Below are 20007 nucleotides of genomic sequence, written 5' to 3' on the forward strand. Positions count from 1 at the left end.
CCAGCACATCGATCGCGGAGGAGACCCACAACTTCTGTGTCGAGATCGTGACACAGCGTTAGGATGATCGGCTCACCCCGTTTCGCCGACCGTCGTGATCGGACTGAGCAGTCAGCCAGATCCCGTCGGGGCGTGTAACGAAACGGCCGGCGCCGGCGCTGATGATGGTCACCGCGCGCGGGCGCCGGCCGCCGGCCGGGGTCAGAACGGGGCGTCCACCGACAGCCGTCGCACCTGCGTCAGGTACGGATCCAGCTCACCCACCTCGAACCGGCAGGTGCCGATGACGTGCCAGAACTGGCCGCCCGGATCGCCGTCCAGCTTGTACCGGCCGTCCGGGCTGACCGCCGCCCAGCCGTCGGGCAGGCCGATGAGCGTGGCCCGCAGCTGGGCGTGCTCCGGGTCCGCGACGTCCCACAGCCGTACGGTGCCGTCGTCGCCGGCGCTGGCCAGCAGGCTGCTGTCCGGGCTGAAGGCCACCGACCAGACGCGCCGGGTGTGTGCCGCCAGCGTGCCGTGCAGCCGCCCGGTGCCCGGGTCCCAGAGCCGGATGACCAGATCGTCCCCGGCCGTGGCGAGCAGGTTGCCGTTGGGGCTGAACGCGCACGACCAGAGCCTGCCGGTGTGTTCGGTGAGCACCGTGCGGCGCTCGCCGGTGACCGCGTCCCAGACCACGGCGACGCCGTCGTTGCTGGCGCTGGCGAGCAGTGTGCCGTCGGTGTTGAAGGACACCGCGTACACCCGGTCGGTGTGGTGTTCGAGGGTGAGCCGGCAGGTGGCGGTGGCCGCGTCCCAGAGCCGGACGAGCTGGTCGTCGCAGCCGGTGGCGATGGTCTCGCCGTCCGGGCTGAACGCCATGGCGCGCACCCGGCCCCGGTGCGGGGTGAGGGTGGCGAAGTGCCGGCCGGTACGCCGGTACCACAGCCGCACGGTGTCGTCGTCGTTGGCGGTGGCGAGGGCGTCGCCGTCGGGGCTGAACGCGGTCGCCCAGACGTGGTCGGTGTCGACGTTGAGCTCCCGCTCGTCGGCGCCGGTGTCGGTGTTCCACAGGTGCACGCCGCCGTCGCCGCTCGGCGCGGCGACCAGCGGCTCGCTCGGGCAGAAGACGGCCGACAGCAGCCGGTCGGCGGGGCTGGCGAGCTGCCGGACCAGGCGGCCGGTGCGCGGCTCCCAGAGCCGGACCACACCGTCGTTGCCGCAGGCCGCGAGGACCTCGCCGTCGTCCCGGAAGGACAGCGCGGTGACCCGGCGGCCGTGCCCCCGCAGGGTGTGCTGGAGCTGCCCGGAGCGCACGTCCCACAGCCGGGTGGTGCCGTCGTTGCTGCTGGTGGCCACCTGGACCTGGTCGGGCCGCCAGACCACCGGCCAGACCGAGCCGCGGTGCCGGGTCAGCTCGTGCCGCAGCTGGCCGTCGGCGCTGTCCCAGAGCTGGATCGCGCCGTCGCTGGCGGCGGTGGCGAGCACGCTGCCGTCGTCGTTGAACCGCACGCTGTAGATGGCCCCGCGCTGCCGGCCGAGCACCCGCACCGGACGGCCGGTCTCCAGCTCCCAGAGCCGCAGCGCGCCGTGGGTGTCGCCGGTCGCCATGAGCGTGCCGTCGGGGTGGATGTCGAGGGCGTACACGTCGGCCTCGTGGCCGCGCGGCTGGCGCAGCAGCTCACCGTCGGTGGCCCGGCGGATCCAGACCCGGCCGTGCTGGCCCACCGCGGCCAGCAGCCGGCCGTCGGGGCTGTGCACCACCCGGTAGACCACCTCCGGCTCGCGCACCTCGAACGCGAGCCGGCCGGTGGGGATGTCCCAGCCGCGCATGACGCCGGCGCTGTCCACCACGACGACCCGCCGGCCGTCGGGGCTGAACGAGGTGCCCCAGATCGGCGCGGCGTGGCCGGGCCACTCGTGGCGCAGCCGGGCCGTCCGGGTGTCGTAGAGCCGGACCACGCCGGCCGCGTCGCCGACCACCACCCGGCCCCGCTCGCCGTCGGTCAGCAGCGGCCACACCCAGCCGTCGAAGACGTCCTCGATGACGTGCCGCACGTCGCCGTGGTCGGCGTCCCACAGGCGTACGGTGAGGTCGGCCGCCCCGGTCACCAGCTGGTGCGAGGCGGCGTCGAAGCGGACGGCGTAGACCCGGCCGCGGTGGCCCTGGAGGGTACGCACCGGCAGCCCGGCCGCCGTGTCGCAGATGAGCACACCGCCGTCGTCGCTGCCCACGGCGAGCACCGACCCGTCCGGGCTGTACGCCACCGGCACCGGCAACCGACCGACCTCGAAGCCGTACGCGACGCCCACGGCGGGCGGGGCGAGGCCCGGCGCGACCGGACGGCCCGGTGCGACCACGGCGCCGCGCAGCTCCGGCGCGCGCAGCAGCGCCGCGTCAGCGCTCACGTCGATCAGCGCGGTGCGGTGCCACCTGCTGCCGGCGATCCGCGCCCCGCGCAGGTCGGCGCGGAACAGCCGGGCGCCGGCCAGCTCCGCGTCGCGCAGGTCCGCCCCGGCGAGGCGGGCCTGGTCCAGGCGGGCGCCGCGCAGCCGGGCGTGCTCCAGCCGCGCCTCGGTGAGGTTGGTGGCGACCAGCCGGGTGTCGGTGAGGTCGGCGCCCGTCAGGTCCGCACCGGCGAGCTCCCGGTGGGACAGATCCTCGCCGCGCAGCACCGCGCCGCGCAGGTCGGCCCGGTCGGGCAGCCGCAGCCGGGCGCTGAGCCGCAGGGCGTTGGCGCGGACCGTCTCGCCGGCCGCCTCGTCACCCAGCACCCGGGCGGTCCAGGCGGTGCAGCGGGCCGGGTCGGCGAGGTCGCCGAGGAACTCCACGGTCAGCGCGGACAGCGGGCGCACCGCCAGCGCGGCCGGCTCCTCGCCGCGGTTGAGCTGCGCGGCGACCCCCTCGGCGACCAGCCACTCCATCACGGAGGTGTGGATGAACCCGAACAGCCCGTCGTCGGTGCGGACCAGCAGGCTGCCCGCGCCCACCGCGTGGATCGCCTGCGGCCCGGACAGCCGCGAGTCGGCCAGGCCGGCGAGCTGGCCGGCGGCCTCGGCCAGCTCGGCCAGCCGCAGGTAGGACTCGCCGCTCTCCCACAGCTGGAACGCGAGCCGGCTCACCGCGTGCCACAGCTCGGGCCGGCGCAGGCTCACCGGGGCGCCCGGGATGCCCTGGGTGCGCCGCTCCTCGAAGTCCAGCCAGGACTCCAGGATCTCCCGGTAGAGCGCGGCCGCGCTGAACGTGCCGCCCGCGCCCGCCACGGCGGCGAGCCGCCCCTCGTCGAGGTTGGCGATGAACCCGAGCATCCGCGGGTTGCGGGACAGGCCGAGCAGGTCCTTCACGCCGGCCAGCAGGTCGAGCCGCTCGCGGGCCGCCCGCTCGTCGCCGCCGTAGCGGTTGCGCAGGAAGGTCTCGATCTGCCCGGGGGTGAAGTCCTCGATGGCGAGCACCCGGCGGTGCGGCAGCAGGCCCACCCGCTCGCCCAGGGCGGTGAGGACCTGCGAGTTTGTCTTGAAGTGCTGGGTCCGGCTGCTCACCACGATCTTCGCGTGGCCCTCGGCCGCCTGGAGCAGCGTCTCCAGGTGGTCGGCGGCGCGGTCGTACGTCACCCGGGCGACCAGCTCGTCGAAGCCGTCGAAGAGCAGCACGATCCGGCCCTGGCGGAGCATGTAGCGGAACGCCTTGAGGTCGATCACCTGCTCGCCGTGGTTGGCCAGGTGCGCGGCCACGAGGCCGTCGACCGAGTGCGCCTTGTCCAGTGCGCGCAGCTCCACGAGGATCGGGATGAGGTCGGGGGCGGCGGTGGGCAGCCGGCGGGCCACCTCGCGCAGCGCGAAGGTCTTGCCCCGGCCGAAGTCGCCGAGCACCAGCACGAACCGGCCGTCCGGTGCGGAGATCAGCTCCAGCAGCTCGTCCACCACGTCCTCGCGGACCCGCTGGTCGGCGCCGACCAGGTGGCGATAGCGCTGCGGCACGTACTGGCCGGGCGGGTAGAGCCGGTCGGCCTGCAGCCGGGCGGTCTGCGCGGCGACGTAGTCGCGCAGGTCGAGCAGGCCCTGGAACTCGGTGAGGTGCAGCAGCCGTACGCCGCGCCGCTGCGCCGCCTCGGCCAGCCCGCGCGGCGCCCGGTCGCCGTCGTAGACGAGCTCGGAGGGGATGTCCGGGTCGGTGGCGTGCACCCGCCGGGCGAAGGCGTCGACGTCGGCGGCGGTCGGGGTGCCCACGTACGCGCCCACCCGCTGCTGCCGGACCACCCCGTCGGCCCGGTAGGTGACGTAGAGGTGCGGCGGGTCGGTCTCGACGCGGCGGACCACCACCCGGTCGTGGCGGGCCTCGCACACCTCGGCGAGCCGGTCGAGCAGGCGCTCCAGCGGGGCGGCGGGAGCCACGGCCGGCGCGGCGGCCGGCGGGTCGGCGGCGGCGCCCTGGGTGGGCCCCTCGGCCACGGTGGGCTGCCGGGGGTCGGGCACCTGGGCGGGGCCGGCCGCGCCGAACGTGGCCCCGGCGCCCGGCCAGCTCAGCCGGGTCGGCTCGCCCATCTCGTGCTGGTCGTCGCGGCCGAGCACCCAGCGGGTCATCCCGTCGGCGGCGAGCCGGAGCACCTGCGCCCGGCCGTCGCGGGAGGCGGTGGCCAGTGGCACCACCGGGTCCACCCGGGGACCGGGCGCAGCGTCGGCGAGCAGCAGGTTGAGCATCGGGCCGACCAGCCGGTTGAACGAGCCGCGGTCGCGCAGCGACACCCGGTCGGGCACGGCCACCTCGTCGGCGTACGGGGTGCGCGGGCCCGGGGCGTGCGCCATGGCGCCGAGCCGCAGCCAGCCGGACTGCTGGTAGTGGCGCAGCCGCTGGGCGAACCAGGTGGACTGCGCCTCGCCGAGGAAGCCGTACCGGTCCTCCTCCCGGTGCGTTATCGCCACGGTGGAGTTGAGCCCGGCCACCACCACCCGCAGGTCCGGCACCGGGAAGAGGGTCCACGGCTGCTCGCTGTCGAAGATCCGGTCCTCGAGGCCCTGGTAGAGCTCGTCGAAGAGGCGCGCGTAGTGCCGCCACTTCGGCCAGTACGGCGGCTGCGGGTCGACGTCGTCGGCCTCGCAGGTGGCGAAGTAGGCCCGGCTGGCGGCCATGGTGACGTCGCGCGGGCCGGGCACCACGACCAGCCGGTGCGGCTCCAGGCCGAGCAGCACCCGCAGCCCGGTGAGGAAGCTCAGCGCGTCGGAGAACTCCCGGGGGCTGCCCGACTCGGTGAGGTTGCCGGCCACCACCAGCAGGTCCGGCCGGGGCACCCCGTCGTTCATGAGCAGGGTGAGGTCGCCCATCAGGTGTTCCTGCAGCTCCCCGGGGGTGACCGGGGCGCCCGGCTCGATCACCCCCCGGCCGAAGCGCGGCCCGGCGACGTGGAGCACGCTCAGGGCGCCGCGCGCCGTGGGCGCGGCCGCCGCCGGCGGGAACGGCGGCGGGTTGATGGGGGTACGCCGGGCGCGGCGCGGTGCCGGCGCGCCGGTGGCGGGCGCGGCGAGCACCCCGGGCGGGTCGGCGGGATGGTGCGGGAAGGCCGGCTGCCGCATCGGTTTGGCGCGGCCGTCGAGCGTCTGCCGGATCCGGTCGAGCACCCGGCCCCGCGCCTGCGCCGGGTCGCTCACGCCGACCAGGTCGACGTAGGTGATGGTGGCGAGCAGGCCGTCGATCGGGCAGTCCTCGACCCGCACGGTGACCAGCTTGTTGCCGGTGCCGTCCGGGTCCGCACGCAGCGCGGCCTGCCATTCCAGCTTGCCGTAGGTCGAGTGCAGGTAGCGCTCGGACAGCACCGCCACCACCACCTCGGCCTCGCGGACCCCGCGGTCCATGAAGTCGATGAAGTTGGTGCCGGCCACGAAGTCCCACGCCTGGAGCATGGTGCGGTAGCCGGCCGCTTCGAACTCCCACGCCAGCCAGGTCGCCCAGCGCTCGTCGGCCGGCGAGTAGCTGATGAAGAAGTCGATGGGGCGGTCGGACCGGGTCGGGTGCGCGCCTACAGCCACCCGATCATTATGGCCACTGACGGTCAATTCGTGGACACCCTCGGCAGCCGCCAGCCGGGCCGCGTCGGGCCGCTCCCGCCGGGCGCGAATGTGCGAGGATCATGCGTCGTGGAGACCGTGGGCGAGCCGCCGTCCGCCGCGCCGGACCGCTCCCGCTGGGGGCGGCTGCACGTCCTGGACTGGATCGCGCTGGGGCTGGCCGTGGTGGGCGTCCTCTGCGTCCTCACGGGACTCCTCCCCCGCGCCGACGCCGAGACGACCGTACGCCGGATCGTGCCCATCCTGATCTTCCTGGGCACGGTGGTGGTGCTGGCCGAGCTGACCGCGGTGGCCGGGGTTTTCGACGCGCTCGCCGCCCGGGTGGCCATCACGGCCCGGGGCAGCTACCGGGCGCTCTTCTGGCTCTGCGTGGGGTTCGCGTCGGTCACCACCATCGTGCTCAACCTGGACACCACGGCCGTCCTGCTCACCCCGGTGATGATCGCCCTGGCCCGCAAGCTGGGCGTGCCGCCGACCCCGCTGGCCATGACCACGGTCTGGCTGGCCAACACGGCGAGCCTGCTGCTGCCGGTGTCCAACCTGACCAACATCCTGGCCAGCGACCGGATCAACCTGGAGCCAGTGCCCTGGGCGGCCCGGATGTGGTGGCCGCAACTGGTGGCCATCGTCATCACCATGCTGCTGCTGTGGTGGTGGTACTGGCGGCCGGCCCGCGCCGGCGCCGACCCGTTCGTCCCGCCGCCGCCGCACGTGCCGCCGGACCGGGTGCTCTACCGCACCGCGCTCGCCGCCTGCCTGCTCTTCGTCGCGGGGATCCTGGCCGGGGTCGAGATCGGACTCGCCTCCGGGGTGGCCGCCGCGATCCTGGTCGCCGGGTTCGCGGTGCGGGCCCGGGGCAGCCTGGGGCTCGCGCTGGTGCCGTGGCGGCTGCTGGTCTTCGTGACCGGGCTGTTCCTCGTGGTGCAGACCATCGGCCGGCACGGCCTGGACACGGTGCTGGGCACGCTCATCGGCGGCGACCCGGGCGCCGAGGGCGCACTGCGGGCCGGCGGGGCCGGCGCGCTCTTCGCCAACGTGGTCAACAACCTGCCCGCCTACCTGGCGGGTGAGGCGGTCATCGCCACCGACCAGCACACCCAGTTGCTGGCCCTGCTCATCGGCACCAACGTCGGCCCGCTGGCCACGCCGTGGGCCTCGCTGGCGACGCTCATCTGGTACGAGCGCTGCCGGGCCGCCGGGGTGGCCGTGCCGCTGGGCCGGTTCGTGGCCACCAGCGCCGCGCTCGCCGTGCTGGCCACCGTGGCCACCGTGGCCGCGCTGCTGATCGGCCCGGATTCCTGACCGAGGTGCCGCCGGTCCAGTCCGGCTGCCGGCGCGGGTTCCGGTTCGAGGACTACGACGACACGCACCTCCGCCGGCTGCGCATCGCCCCCTGACCACCGGTGGCCCGGCGAGGCGTGCCCGCCGAGCAACGGGCCGACCGGCGGGCCGGGCCGGGCCGGCCCGGCTCAGGCGCCCGCCGCGCCGAGCAGCCGGTCACCGAGGTCGGTCCGGGCGTAGAGCACCTGTCGGCCCGCCCGGCGCGAGGTGAGCAGCCCGGCGGCCCGCAGGGCCTGGAGGTGCACGCTGAGCGTCGGCGCGGAGAGGGCCATCTGGGTGGCGGCCTGGCTCGTCGACATCGGCAGGTCCAGCTGGGCGAGCAGGGCGGCCCGGGTCTGGCCGAGGACGCCGACGAGCGCCGATCCGGCCCGCTCGGGGTGCTCCGCCCAGAGCCGGCCGAGGCCGCGCGGGGAGTAGGAGACGCTGGGTGGCTCGGGGTGCGCGGTGCGCACCAGCACGTCCGGCCAGGCGAAGGCGCACGGGACGAGGAGCAGCCCGCGCCCACCGCAGTCGGCGTGGCCGTCGTAGTACTTGACGATGCGCAGCGTCTGGTCGGAGAAGGTGACCGACGGGTGCAGGTTGTTCAGCATGCGGTCGGCTCCCCCGTCGGCCAGCACGTCGAGCCGGTAGGCGATGTCGTCGTGGAGCAGCGCGTCGATCCGCGGCCAGTCGGGCGCGACGGCGACCCGGTGGTACGCGCCGAGCGCCTCCGTGACCGGGCCGATGCCCGCGTCCGGCCGGTCCACCAGCGACTGGAGCAGCGCCCGCCGCGCCTCCCGGCCGGGCCCCCGCTGGGCGACCCGGTGGGTCGCCAGGTGCGCCAGCTCCCCGGCCACCGTCTCCGGGTCGGCGTCGCCGACCTGGACCAGCGCGTCCGCGAAGGTCGCCGAGCGGCGGCCCGGCGGCGGCAGCAGGAAGTCGGGGAGGTAGCCCTCCGGACGCACGAGCGCCCGCAGCAGGTCGAGGTCGCGCTCGCGCAGCCGGCCCGCCCGCTCGACGAACCGGTCGATCCAGGGCCGGTGCAGGTGCGCGCCCCGCCGGCCGGCGGACAGCGTGCGCAGGCTGGCGACGGTCTCCGTGAGGGGCGCCGCGGCGAAACGCACGCGGGTCAGATCCGCCGCCGTGACGTGCAGGTGGATCAACCGACGATCCTTCCGATTAGGACTGAGCCTAATCGTGGTCGGGCGGGAGGCGCCACCGAAGACTGAGGACATCCACCTGGAACAGGCAGAGGAGGCGCCCGCCATGACGACCGAGATGCTGTCCGCGGCGTACGAACGGCTGCACGCGTACGGGCCGGAGTTCGGCGGCGACGAGGAGGGCAACCACGGGCTGACCAACCACGGCCCGATGGCCGTGGAGGTGCTGGTCCGGCGCGGGCTCGACGTCGACGTCGAGAGCTGGCTCGACCGCTACGTACGCCGCCTGGCCGCGCTGCCCGGGACGAGCGCGCCCATCCGGCCCGGTGAGTGGGCCGCGGCGCTGGGCGACGCGCGACGGCTGCCCGACTGGACCGCGTACTTCCGGCACGAGCTCGCCGACCGCCCGTGGCGGGGCGTGCTCGCCGAGTGGTGGCCGCGGCTGCTGCCGGGCATCGTGGCCGGCTCGACCCACGGCGTGATCCGGGTCGGCCACGCGGTACGCGCCCTGCGCGGCGCCCGCGTCCCGGCCCGGCAGACCCTCGACGAGCTGGCCCACGGGCTGGCGTTCTGGGCGGCGCGCTACCGCGAGCTCGCCGGGGTGGTCGGACCGGGGGGCACCCTGGCACCGCGCGAGGCCCTGGCCGCCGTCACCCGGCTCACCGACCAGACGGGCTTCATCGCCCACCGGCTCGACCGGCTCGAGCGCAGCCCGGACTGGACGGCAAGCCTCCGGGCGCTGGAGCCCGCCGCGTCCGCCGACGAGGTCCCGGCGCGGCTGGAGTCGCTCGTCGACAGCGCCGCCCGGGCGTACCTCGGGCTCGGTCACGGCTCGCCGGTCCTGCTGGTCCACGCCGCGACCGCGCCCAACGCCGTGCGGCACGTGCTCCCGGTCCTGCCCCGGGAGCAGTGGCTGCCGAGCCTCGCGGCGGCCTGGGCGGCCGTGGCGGCCGTCGTCGCCACGTACGCCCCGGCCCGGCCCGCGCCGGCCGCGGAAATCGTCCGGCGCCGGCCCGAGCCGACGCGCGAGGATGCGCTCCAGCGGGCCGCCGAGCACGGCGACGAGCACGTCCTGAAGTTCGCCGACACGGCCGTCGAGTCCTACGACCGCACCGGCGACCCCGGCCTGCTCGCCGCGACCCTGCACGCCGGCGAGCTGATCGGTCGCCCCTGACGGCAGCCCTGCGCCACGGTGGCGTCGGGCCGGACCCCTCGTCAGGGACGGCCCGCGCCGCGCAGGCTGTCGAGGGCCTGGCCGAGGGCCGCCTCAAGGTGGTCCGTCCGCCCGGTGTTCAGCAGAACCGCACGACCGAAATCCGGTACGACCGCACAGCGCCGCCGGGCTACCGTGCGCGCATGAACGGCGCCCCCACCCTGCACTTCCACACCGACCCGGGTGAGTTTCTGGCCGCGGCCGGCGACCACCTCGCGGCGAATCCCGTGATCGGCACGGTCGTGGCCACCGTCGCGCAGCGGCAGGTGGCCCGGCAGGCCGCCGGGGACGCGCCACCGGAGGACGACTGGTGGCTCGTGGTGCGGGACGCCTCCGGCGCGGTCGTCGGGGCCGGGATGCGCGCCGCGCCCTTCGCCCCGCGCCCGCCGTTCCTGTTGCCGATGCCGGACGAGGCGGCCGTGGCGCTGGCCCGGGTGTGGCACGAGCGCGGGGAGGAGGTGCGCGCCGTCAACGGCGCGCTGCCCGCGGTGCGGCGGTGCGCCGCCGAGGTGGCCCGGCTCGGCGGCGGCCGGGTCGAGGTCGCCCAGCACACCCGGCTGCACGAGCTCGGCGACCTGGTGCCGCCGGCGCGGGTGCCCGGCGCGCTGGTGGCCGCCACGGACGACGACGTGGACCTGACCGCCGAGTGGTTCGACGCGTTCATGGCCGACGCCGACGAGCAGGCGGGCCGCCCGCGCGGGGTCAGCGCGCACGAGACCCCCGACCGCGCCGAGCTGCTGCGCCGGATCCGGGACGGTCGGGTGTGGTTCTGGGCCGACGAGACCGGCCGGCGGGTGCACCTCACGGCCGCCAACCCGCCGGCGTTCGGCGTGGCCCGCATCGGCCCGGTCTACACCCCGCCGGAGCAGCGCGGGCGGGGCTGGGCCGGCAACGCGGTCGCGGAGGTCTCCCGGCTGCTGCGGGCCGAGGGCGCCCGGGTCTGCCTCTTCACCGACCAGGCCAACCCGACCTCGAACCGGATCTACGCCAACCTCGGCTACCGGGCGGTGGTCGACATGGCCAACCTGGTCGTCGTCCCCTGACGCCGGTGGCCGGCCCGCGGCCGGGGGTGGCCGCCGGCGTCGGGATCAGTGGTCGAGGTCGAGCGCCGCCAGCCGCTCCGGGTCGGCGATCACGTCGATGGCGGCGATCCGCCCGTCGGTCACGGTGAACGCCATGACCGACAGCGGCCGGCCGGCCGCGCTGACCAGGACCCCGGCCGCGCCGTTGACGAGCACCGGCCGGGCGAACGGGGAGAACCGGCCGAACGTGGTGGCCTGCGCGGCCACCACCCGCGCCCCGGTGAGCACCGTGGAGTGCCGCGCCCGGGCGGTCCCGCCGTCGGAGCGGAGCACCACGTCGGGGTGCAGCACGGCCACCAGCCGGTCGAAGTCGCCCTCTCGGGCGGCGGCCAGGAACGCGCTGACCACCTCCCGCTGACGGGCGAGGTCCGGGTCGGGCGCGGGCGCCTGCCCGCGTACCCGGCGACGGGCCCGGCTGGCGAGCTGCCGGGCGGCGGCCGGTGACCGGTCGACCAGCGCGCCGATCTCCTCGAAGGGCACACCGAACATGTCGTGCAGCACGAAGGCGAGCCGCTCGGTCGGGGCCAGCGTGTCCAGGACCACGAGCAGCGCCAGCCCGACCGAGTCGGCCAGCACGGCGGCGGACGCCGGATCGGCGTCCACCTCCGCGACGTCCACGACCGGATCGGGCAGGCGTACGTCGAGGGGGTCCTCGCGGCGGGTGGCGCGGGCCCGCAGGGTGTTCAGGCACACCCGGGCGACGACCGTGGTCAGCCACGCGGCCAGGTTGTCCACCCCGGCGGCGTCGGTGCGGGCGAGCCGCAGCCAGGCCTCCTGCACGGCGTCTTCGGCCTCGCTCAGCGAGCCGAGCATCCGGTAGGCCACCGCCCGCAGCCGCGGCCGCTCCTGCTCGAACCGTTCGGCCAGCACGGCGTCCTCGCCCATGTCCGCGTCCCTTCGTCCGTGTCCCGGTCGACCGACCCGAGCCACGTCACCGGTGTGACCGAAGGTGACGCGCGTCACTCCGGTCACACGCCCGGCCCGCTCCGGGTCGAGCCGGTGAAGCCCGAACCGTAGCGGATCTTCGAACCCGGAGGACGACATGAACGCACCCATCCTGGTCACCGGTGGCACCGGCACCCTCGGCCGGCTGGTCGTGCCGCTGCTGCGCGAGGCCGGCCACCCGGTGCGCGTGCTGAGCCGCCGCGGCGGCCGGCCCGGCGACGGCGTCACGCACGTCACCGCCGACCTGCGCACCGGTGCGGGCATCGACCCGGCGGTACGCGGCGTCGGCACCGTGCTGCACCTGGCCAGCGGCCCCAAGGGCGATGACGTGGCCACCCGCCACCTGGTCGACGCCGCCCGTCGTGCCGGGGTGGGCCACCTCGTGTACATCTCGGTGGTCGGGGCGGACCGGGTGCCGCTGGCGTGGCTGCGGTCCAAGCTGGACGCCGAGCGGACCGTCGCCGGCTCCGGCGTGCCGTGGACGACGCTGCGCGCCGCCCAGTTACACGACCTGGCGCTGACCATGGTGGCGAAGATGACGAAGCTCCCCGTGGTCCCGGTCCCCGGCGGCCTGCGGTTGCAGCCGGTCGACGCCCGTGAGGTGGCGGCCCGGATGGCCGAACTGACGCTGGGCCCGCCGGCCGGCCTGGTGCCCGAACTGGCCGGCCCCCGGGTGTACGGCCTCGACGAGCTGGTCACCGGCTACCTGGCGGCCGCCGGTCAGCGCGGGCGGCCGCGGCTGCCCGTCCGGCTGCCGGGCAGAGCCGGCCGGGCGTACCGCAACGGGGACAACCTCGCCCGCCCCGGGGCCACCCTCGGCGTACGCACCTGGGAGGCGTTCCTGGCGGAGCGGCTGCCGCAGCCCGCGTCCGGCGCACGCGTCTGACCGGTTGGCCGAACGCGCCGATCGGGACCGGGATCCCGATCGGCGCGTCGCCGGGGTGGCGGTCAGCCCAGGTGCCGGGCGAAGAACCGCAGCGTGCTGTCCAGCTCGAACGCCGGGATCTCCCCGTGCCCGCCGGGGTTGGCGTGCAGGGTCTTCTCGGTGGAGGCGAAGGCGTCGAACAGCGCCAGGCCCTGCGCCCGCGGCACCCGCTCGTCGTCCCACTGCAGCAGGAACTCCACCGGCACGGTGATCCGCGCGGCGGCCTCCGCCGAGGCCGACGCCCCGCCCAGGCCGAGCACCGCGGCACGGACCCGGGGCTCGGCGGCGACGAACGGAACGCCCAGGCCGCACCCCAGGGACACACCCCAGTAGCCCACCGGGCCGGCGCCCACGTGGTCGAGGGCCTGGACGGCGTCCAGGACCGCCCGCCATTCGGGGACCGTCCGGCGTGCCACCAGCGCCTGGAACCCGGCGATCAGCGGGGCCAGGTCCGCGCCGGCCTCCACGCGGGCCTGGTTGGCGGTCGCGATCCGGTCGTATTCCTCGACCTTCGGCCGGTCGCCGTGGGCCGGCACGTCGACCGCGACCACCGCGAAGCCTCCGTCCGCCACGAAGCGGCGGGCGCGGGCCAGGATGCCCGGGGCCTTCTTGTGCTGGCCGCCGCCGTGGCCCATGAGGATGAGGGGGCGAGTGCCGGTGGCACCGTCCGGAGTCCACAGCACACCGGGAATCTCGCCGAGGGTGAAGAGCTGTTCGGAGACGCCGTCGGACGACGTCTGAGAGGTGAAGCGCATGGAGTTGCGAGCCTTTCGGAATGCCTTCGCGGGCACTCCCTAGGCCATGCGAGGGAGGGAGCCCCGACCTGTCACAGCGTTGATCGGTCTCACCTCCTCAGTTCGCCGCACCGCACAGCGACGCCGAAGCTATCACGACGGGCTGCCCACCCGCCCGAGCTGCTCACCGCGGGCCACCCGCTGCCCGGCACGGACCAGCCACCCCGGCGACCGCGACAACGACGCGAACGATACGGCGGCCCGGCACCCGGCGATGCGTCATCCCCGCTGCCGGCCGTTCACCAGCCGACGGTGGTGAGGCTGATGGGGGTGAGCTGGCGGACCTGGGGCTCGATCCACTGTGCCGCCGTGACCAGCTTGACCAGCCGGTCGATGGTCTCCGGCGGCCCGGCCACGAAGCTGCGCCGGTCGGCCGGGCAGCCGTAGCGGTCGTCGAAGCAGCCGCCGTCGAGGGCCCGGACGGCCATGCCGGCCTCGGCGGCGAGCAGCATCCCGGCCGGCAGGTCGACGGCCTCGGGGCGGTAGCCGACGATGCCGTCGATGTCGCCGCGGGCCAGCATCACCCAGGACAGCAGCGGCGCCCACAGTTGCAGCACCCGCCGCGCGGTCGTGTCGAGCACCACCTTCAGCGCCCGGGCGGTGCTGTCGTCGCGGGCCACCCCGTGCCCCTGGGTCCAGGCCAGCACCGGCGCGGTCGGCACCGGCCGGCGGGGCGCGTGCAGCGGGCGGCCCGACGGCCCGGACCCGTGCACGAAGGCGCCCTGCCCGCGCACGGCGGACCAGGTGCGGCCGGCGACCGGGTCGTGCACGACGCCGAGCACCGGGGAGCCGCGGTCGCAGAGGGCGATGCCCACCACGTACGCGGACAGCCCGATCGCGACGTTGTTGGTGCCGTCTAGCGGGTCGACCAGCCAGGCCCAGGTGTTGTCGGCGGCGTACTCGCCGCCCTCCTCGGCGATCACCCCGTGCTCCGGCCAGCGGGACCGGATCCGGTCGACGATGAGCCGCTCGGCGGCGAGGTCCAGGTCGGTGACCAGGTCGCCGGAGTCGTTCTTGGCCCGGGCGTGCAGCTTCCCCCGGGTGCCCCGGCGCAGCAGCCGCCCCGCCGCCTGGGCCGCCTCCACGGCGAAGCGGTGCGCGTCGCGCAGGTCGGGCCCGCCTCTGTTCGGCTCCACGTCCACGGCTCCTCCAGCCAGTCAGCCCCGTGCCACCAGTTCCGCGATCTCCCGCGCCATCCGTGCGGTCTCCGCCGCGCCGCAGCGGTCCCGGCGTATCCGGTGGCTGCGCCCGTCCACCGCGCCGAGGCTCAGGTCGCAGACGCCGGGCGTGGTCCGGCCGAGAGCCACCGTCACGGCGGGCTCACCGGCGTCGACCTCCGAGGTGTGGAAACCGCCGGCGCGCAGCGCGTACGAGTCGCCGGCCGAGTGGGTCTCCACGGTGGCGGTCACCGCGGTGACGAGCCGGTCGGTGGCCGCCATCTCGTCGACGTCGCCCCGGCTGTGCACCTCGTAGATCCGCCAGGACGGGTCGGCGGTGGCGTCGGTCACCTCGATCAGCTCGTTGCGCACCGTGCCGTGCAGCACGTGGCTGAGCAGGTCCCAGCTGTGCGAGTGCATGGTCGAGGTGGTCGGCCGCACCGGCGGCGGGTCGGCGGGCCAGGCGTGCACGCAGATGCCGTCGGCGCCGGTGCGCTCCACCGGCAGGCAGGTGAAGCCGAGCGGGTGCCGGACGGCCAGCAGCGGCCGCCGCCCCTCGGCGACGTCGTCGAGGACGTCGAGCACCCAGCCGCGCAGCAGCTCCGGCCGGGCGCCCCGGTCGATCTCCCGTTCGAGGTCGGCGTAGGTCATCATGCGTACGGGTTCCTCGCCTGGATGGCCCGGCTCACGATGTCGGCGACCTCGCGGTCGCCGAAGGACCGGGGCAGTGGCAGCCCGAGCGCGGCGAACAGCTTGCGGACCTGCTCGACGGAGGGCTCGTCGTCCAGCTTCACCGTGGCGGCCGCCTCGATGGGCACCCGCCGGCTCTGCTTGCGGCTGTAGTCCAGCTCGATGTTGAACCGGTTGTAGTAGAGCTCCCTGCGGTCGATCCGCAGGGCCGGTGTCTGCGGGTTCTCCTGCGTGATGATGACGCAGGACGAGGAGAGGTCGTAGCGGAAGGTGGTCATCTGCGCGGAGAGCCGGACCTCGACGGTGAGCAGCCCGGAGCGCTGCAGGTGCCAGCAGGCGGCCAGCACGGTCGCGTACGACTCCTTGCGGGTGCGGTCGACGGTCCACCGCTCTCCCGGCGCGTCCGGGTCGAGGCTGCGCCGGAACCGCGCGTAGCGCTCGCAGACGTCCTCGTCGGTCGGGTCGATGATCTCGATGGCGAAGCTCAGGGTGGCGTTGCGCCGGCGGGCATGCTCCAGGCACTGCGGCAGGGTGACCGCCCGGGTGAACGTGCCCGTTCCGCCCTTGAACGCCCATGAGTCGGTGTGCTGGCGGGCGTCGGCGAGAGCCCGGCCGACCTCGCTGCCGTGCAGCACCCGCACCATGGACACGCTGTCGATCGCCTCGCGGGCCCGGTTGAGCGCCCCGTCCGGCCCGGTGATCTCGTGCAGCTGCGGAACCAGTTCGGTGAGCCGGTCACGGGTGGCGCGCATGACCTCGCGCACCTCCTGCTGAGCGGTCTCGCGGCGCAGCCGGTCGCGCAGCACGGCCTGGGCGAGCACGGCGAGGACCAGCAGGATGGCGCTGTTGACCACGTCCTGGCTGACCGTATTGGTCAGGCCGAGGACGGCCACCGTGACGGCCAGCACCAGGCCGATGAACGCGTCGAGATTGTTGACGACCCAGGTGAACAGGCGCGCCATGACATCCCCCGGTCGACGACGGAACCCTCATGATAGCCCTTTGTCAATCTCGCCATCACGCGCTGTTCGGGTGGACCGTACCCCTCGGTGACGGCGGCTGCGCCGTCCGGCGGGCGGCGCAGATCAGCGACCCGCCGAGCCCCGGCGCGAGGCGGGCCAGCAGCCGGGAGGTGACCCACCGTCCACCGGGGAGCCGCCAGCCGACCTCGTTGGACCGGATCGCCAGCGGCGCGAACCCGGCCCGGCGCAGCACCTGCCGCAGCAGCGAGGCGGTGAACGGCCGGATGTGCAGCCAGAGGTAGGGATGCAGCGGGTCCACCTGCCGGGGCGCCCGGCCGGCGAGGAACGCCAGCCGGTCCTGCGCGGGCGCCAGGTTCGGGGTGGTCAGCACGAGCAGGCCGCCCGGGGCGAGCACCCGGTGGCACTCGTGCAGCAGCGCGAGCGGGTCGTAGACGTGCTCGATCAGCTCGCCGGTGAGCAGGCCGGCGAAGCTGCCGGCGCGGAACGGCAGCCCGCGGGTGGCGTCCAGGCAGACCGCCAGGGCCGCGCCGTCGGCGGCCCGGCGGGCCGCGCCCAGCGCGGTCTCGGCCATGTCGGCCACCACGAGCGGGCCGGGCAGCGCCGCCGGGTCCAGCATGCTGCGCGGGCCGCAGCCCAGCTCCAGAACGGGACGCCCGCCGGGCACGCCGTCGACCATGAGCCGGGCCGCGACCGCGCGGCGGATCCGGTGGTACGGGTCGTCGACGTACCCGTTGACCTGCGCGCCGTCGTGGTAGCTGCGCCGGTTGGCGCGGCGGCCGTGCGCCTGCGCGCTGCGCGAGGAGGCCCCGGTCGGCGGCTCGGCCATCGCACCCTCCACTGCGGTCGTCGCCCCCGTCGGCGGCGCCCGCCCTCCAGCCTCGCACCGCTCCCGGCCGGGGGCACGGAAATCCCCCCGGGTACGCGGACGCGGCGGCCGGAAGTCCGGCCGCCGCGTCGCGGGTGTCGGGTCAGATGGCCCGGGCCCAGTCCACCCGCATGCTGTCGTCGTACTCGTCGCCCGGGATCCACCACTGATCGCCGAAGCCGCTGGTCGAGACGATGATGTTGCCGCCGTCCGGCTCTTCGTTGGTCGGGGGCACCGACAGCGCGGCGCAGTAGCGGCCGTCCGGTGAGAACACCGGCGACAGGTACAGCCGCGGCTCGTCGGTGAGCTGCTTGAGGCCGGTGCCGCCGATCCGCACCGACGCGAGCGAGTCCTCACCGAGGGGCAGGTCGACGTCCCGGAACCAGCGGTTGGTGCAGAACACCACCCGCTCCGAGTTGGGCATGAAGACCGGCCAGCCGAACCGCTCACCCTCCTCGGGCTGGTAGACCCGCCGCACCCGCCCGGTAGCCAGTTCCAGCATGCGCAACTGGTGGCCCTCGGAGCGGCTGACCCACTGCATGACGATCATGGAGCCGTCCCGGGACCAGTTCGGCCGGGACATGGTGTGGCCCTGGACGAGGACCCGCCGCGCTCCGGTGGCCACGTTCACCGCGACCAGACTCTCGCGGTCGATCACCAGCGCGACCTCCGTGCCGTCCGGCGACCAGGTCGGCCACTGGTACGTGACGCCGAACGGGTCGCTGATCAGCTTCCGGACCTCGCCGGTCACCCGGTCGAACAGCGACAGGCTCGACCCGGTCTCGCCCTCGTAGCGCAGGTCGTTCACGGCCACGTACCGGCCGTCGGGCGAGGCGACGGCGTCGTAGGCGTGGGTGAGCAGCACCTGCGGCGTGGTGTGGCCCCGGTTGATCTGGAGCAGCCCCGCGCTGCCGGTCACCAGGAACGGCCCGTTGACCACCTCGGTGGTCTCCGCCGCGGCGGCGGGCGCCGCGGCGGTCAGGCCGCCGGCCAGCCCGGTCGCCGTGGCCGCCCCGGCCAGCGCGGCGGCACGCAGCAGGGCACGGCGATTCAACTCGGTCATGAAACACCCCCGTGATAGACGTCGCTCCACCCTCCTGAAGGGATGGTCGGCCGGGCATCGGTCGAGCGGACGGACCACCGTCGGCCACACGGCCAGCCCGTAGGGTGACCGGCCCGGCGGCCGGTACCCTCGCCCCGGTGACCTCCGACGCGTTGCGCCGCGCCCTCACCGACCCCGGCGACCCGCCGCTGCCGCCCCTGCCCGGGGTGGCCGTCGAGCTGCTCGACGCCCTGCAGGCGCCGCCCCGGCTCGCCGCGCACCTGCGGCTCGTGCACGACGTCGCCCGGCAGCTCACCGCCGCGTTCGCCGGATGCTTCCCGCTGGTGCCGTTCGACCGGCAGGCGGTGCTGTTCGGGGCGGCGATCCACGACCTCGGCAAGGTGGAGCACCCCGAGGAGCTGTCCGGGCCCGGCTCGGCGCACGAGGAGGCGGGCTACCAGCTGCTGCTGCGCTTCGGCGTGCCCGAGGAGCGGGCCCGCTTCGCCGTCACGCACGCCGCCTGGCACGCGCCCGGGGTGCAGCTGGAGGACCTGCTGGTGAGCCTCGCCGACAAGGTGTGGAAGGGCAAGCGCGTCACGGACCTGGAGGAGCTGGTGGTCGACCGGCTCGCCGACATCACCGGGCAGCCGCGCTGGCAGGCCTTCCTCGACCTCGACGACGTGCTCGCGGCGCTGGCCGCCGACGCGGACCGCCGGCTCGCCTTCCAGGCCGAGCACCCGGTGCACGGCTGACCCCCGGCCTCAGCCGTCGCCCGGCTCGGGCGACCCGGCTCCGGCCAGCAGCGCCTCCGCCGAGCTGGTCCGGGCGTACAGCAGGAACCGCCCGGCCCGGTGGGTGCCGACCAGGCCGGCGTCGCGCAGCGCCGTCAGGTGGTGGGAGACCGTGCCGGCGCTGAGGCCGCACCGCCGGGCCAGCTCGGTGGTGGCGGCCGGCACGGCCAGCTCGTGCAGCAGGGTGGCCCGGGTACGCCCCAGCACCCGGGCGAGCGCCGCGCTGGCCGGGGCGGCGCTGCGCTCCCAGAGGGTTCCGACCGCGCGGGCCGGATAGCGCAGGAGAGGCTGCGAGGTTCGCTCGGACAGGTTGGACCAGACCCGCGCGCCACCGAAGACCGACGGAACCAGCAGCAGGCCCCGCCCGCCCAGGTCGGCCGTCCCGGCGCGGGTCAGGTGGTCGACGTGCAACGTCCCGTCGTCCCAGGTGACGTACGGGTCGATCCGGTTGAGCAGGCCCCGCACGCCGTCGGTCGCCATCCGCCCGGCCCCGACGAGCACCTCGCGTTCCAGCAGGGTCCGCATCCGGGGCCAGTACGGGGCGATCGCCACCTCGACGTAGTCGGCGATCACCTGCGTGAGGCGGGCCAGCCCGGCCGGCGGGTCGGCGTACAGGTCGGCGAGCCGGGGCGGACGCGGCCCGGGCAGCTCGTCCAGCCCGGCCCGGACCACCTCCGGCGGGGTGGCGGCGAGCACGGCCAGTTCCCAGTCGATGGTGGGCAGGGCGGACGGCGGGGGTGGGCAGACGAAGCCCGGAATCACCACGGTCGGCATCGGCACGAGATCGGCGAGGAGCCGCCAGTCCACCACGGACAGCCGGGGCCGAACCTGCCGGTGCCAGAGCTGGTGGGCGGGGAACCAGTCGGGGCTCCGGAGCACCCGCACGCTGGCGACCGCCTCCCACAGCGGCGAGATCGCGAACCGGATCCCGGCCAGGTCCCGTACCCCCACCGCGACGCTCAGCACCCGCACCTCCCGACGGATTCGACCTGGCTCAAACTTAT

The 20007-nt window shown here is 75.4% G+C and carries 15 protein-coding genes; 5 read left to right on the plus strand and 10 right to left on the minus strand.

The features are described 5' to 3' along the window. Positions 1-201: 201 nt before the first annotated feature. Positions 202-5997, minus strand: a complete 5796-nt coding sequence (locus tag GCE86_RS12735; protein WP_154227151.1) for a WD40 domain-containing protein — start codon at positions 5995-5997, stop codon at positions 202-204. 108 nt (positions 5998-6105) lie between these two features. On the opposite strand from GCE86_RS12735, the gene GCE86_RS12740 reads away from it, so the two are divergent. Next, entirely contained in the window at positions 6106-7338 is a 1233-nt protein-coding gene (locus tag GCE86_RS12740; protein ID WP_154227152.1) for an ArsB/NhaD family transporter, read from the plus strand. 167 nt (positions 7339-7505) lie between these two features. Here the strand turns inward: GCE86_RS12740 and GCE86_RS12745 are convergent, their stop codons facing one another. Then, positions 7506-8519 (minus strand): ArsR/SmtB family transcription factor, encoded by a 1014-nt coding sequence (locus GCE86_RS12745; RefSeq protein ID WP_204341994.1) that lies wholly within the window; start codon positions 8517-8519, stop codon positions 7506-7508. Between the two features lie 103 nt (positions 8520-8622). Here GCE86_RS12745 and GCE86_RS12750 point away from each other — a divergent pair, with 103 nt between their 5' ends. Together GCE86_RS12750 and GCE86_RS12755 are read left to right on the plus strand one after the other, a co-directional pair. Next, positions 8623-9690, plus strand: coding sequence for a questin oxidase family protein (locus GCE86_RS12750; RefSeq protein WP_154227154.1), 1068 nt, complete (start codon positions 8623-8625; stop codon positions 9688-9690). 182 nt (positions 9691-9872) lie between these two features. Next, entirely contained in the window at positions 9873-10772 is a 900-nt protein-coding gene (locus GCE86_RS12755) for a GNAT family N-acetyltransferase (RefSeq protein ID WP_154227155.1), read from the plus strand. 45 nt (positions 10773-10817) lie between these two features. Here GCE86_RS12755 and sigJ read toward each other — a convergent pair whose 3' ends face one another. Further along, positions 10818-11696, minus strand: coding sequence for an RNA polymerase sigma factor SigJ (gene sigJ / locus GCE86_RS12760; protein ID WP_154227156.1), 879 nt, complete (start codon positions 11694-11696; stop codon positions 10818-10820). A gap of 157 nt (positions 11697-11853) precedes the next feature. Between sigJ and GCE86_RS12765 the strand changes: the two genes are divergently transcribed. Beyond that, the gene (locus GCE86_RS12765) at positions 11854-12642 is read left to right on the plus strand and encodes an SDR family oxidoreductase (protein WP_154227157.1); all 789 of its coding nucleotides are present in this window, start codon (positions 11854-11856) and stop codon (positions 12640-12642) included. Between the two features lie 62 nt (positions 12643-12704). Here the strand turns inward: GCE86_RS12765 and GCE86_RS12770 are convergent, their stop codons facing one another. The 6 genes from GCE86_RS12770 to GCE86_RS12795 form a co-directional block, all read right to left on the minus strand. Next, positions 12705-13436, minus strand: a complete 732-nt coding sequence (locus GCE86_RS12770; protein WP_154227158.1) for a dienelactone hydrolase family protein — start codon at positions 13434-13436, stop codon at positions 12705-12707. A 278-nt stretch (positions 13437-13714) separates the two neighbouring features. Beyond that, positions 13715-14611, minus strand: a complete 897-nt coding sequence (locus GCE86_RS12775; protein ID WP_244317285.1) for an inositol monophosphatase family protein — start codon at positions 14609-14611, stop codon at positions 13715-13717. Between the two features lie 21 nt (positions 14612-14632). After that, complete coding sequence (locus tag GCE86_RS12780) at positions 14633-15286, minus strand: hypothetical protein (RefSeq protein ID WP_154227160.1); 654 nt, start codon at positions 15284-15286, stop codon at positions 14633-14635. Continuing rightward, the gene (locus GCE86_RS12785) at positions 15283-16284 is read right to left on the minus strand and encodes a hypothetical protein (protein ID WP_154227161.1); all 1002 of its coding nucleotides are present in this window, start codon (positions 16282-16284) and stop codon (positions 15283-15285) included. The genes GCE86_RS12780 and GCE86_RS12785 overlap by 4 nt, the downstream gene beginning before the upstream one ends. A 55-nt stretch (positions 16285-16339) precedes the next feature. Then, complete coding sequence (locus GCE86_RS12790; protein ID WP_154227162.1) at positions 16340-17131, minus strand: class I SAM-dependent methyltransferase; 792 nt, start codon at positions 17129-17131, stop codon at positions 16340-16342. 142 nt (positions 17132-17273) lie between these two features. Further along, the gene (locus GCE86_RS12795) at positions 17274-18233 is read right to left on the minus strand and encodes a TolB family protein (RefSeq protein WP_154227163.1); all 960 of its coding nucleotides are present in this window, start codon (positions 18231-18233) and stop codon (positions 17274-17276) included. Positions 18234-18370: 137 nt separating this feature from the next. Here GCE86_RS12795 and GCE86_RS12800 point away from each other — a divergent pair, with 137 nt between their 5' ends. Continuing rightward, positions 18371-18964 carry an HD domain-containing protein gene (locus GCE86_RS12800; protein WP_154227164.1) on the plus strand — a complete coding sequence of 198 codons (594 nt, stop codon included), beginning with the start codon at positions 18371-18373 and terminating at the stop codon, positions 18962-18964. A gap of 9 nt (positions 18965-18973) precedes the next feature. On the opposite strand, the gene GCE86_RS12805 is transcribed toward GCE86_RS12800, so the two are convergent. After that, complete coding sequence (locus GCE86_RS12805) at positions 18974-19969, minus strand: ArsR/SmtB family transcription factor (RefSeq protein WP_208818094.1); 996 nt, start codon at positions 19967-19969, stop codon at positions 18974-18976. Positions 19970-20007 lie beyond the last annotated feature (38 nt).

The organism is Micromonospora terminaliae (assembly GCF_009671205.1).
Taxonomy (GTDB): Bacteria; Actinomycetota; Actinomycetes; order Mycobacteriales; family Micromonosporaceae; genus Micromonospora; species Micromonospora terminaliae.

Bases quoted from the DNA above. Each gene is read 5' to 3' on its own strand.
- GCE86_RS12790 (WP_154227162.1), bottom strand. From the start codon at position 17,131: ATGGCCGAGCCGCCGACCGGGGCCTCCTCGCGCAGCGCGCAGGCGCAC.
- GCE86_RS12780 (WP_154227160.1), bottom strand. From the start codon at position 15,286: ATGATGACCTACGCCGACCTCGAACGGGAGATCGACCGGGGCGCCCGG.
- GCE86_RS12795 (WP_154227163.1), bottom strand. From the start codon at position 18,233: ATGACCGAGTTGAATCGCCGTGCCCTGCTGCGTGCCGCCGCGCTGGCC.
- GCE86_RS12770 (WP_154227158.1), bottom strand. From the start codon at position 13,436: ATGCGCTTCACCTCTCAGACGTCGTCCGACGGCGTCTCCGAACAGCTC.
- GCE86_RS12750 (WP_154227154.1), top strand. From the start codon at position 8,623: ATGACGACCGAGATGCTGTCCGCGGCGTACGAACGGCTGCACGCGTAC.
- GCE86_RS12755 (WP_154227155.1), top strand. From the start codon at position 9,873: ATGAACGGCGCCCCCACCCTGCACTTCCACACCGACCCGGGTGAGTTT.
- sigJ (WP_154227156.1), bottom strand. From the start codon at position 11,696: ATGGGCGAGGACGCCGTGCTGGCCGAACGGTTCGAGCAGGAGCGGCCG.
- GCE86_RS12785 (WP_154227161.1), bottom strand. From the start codon at position 16,284: ATGGCGCGCCTGTTCACCTGGGTCGTCAACAATCTCGACGCGTTCATC.
- GCE86_RS12765 (WP_154227157.1), top strand. From the start codon at position 11,854: ATGAACGCACCCATCCTGGTCACCGGTGGCACCGGCACCCTCGGCCGG.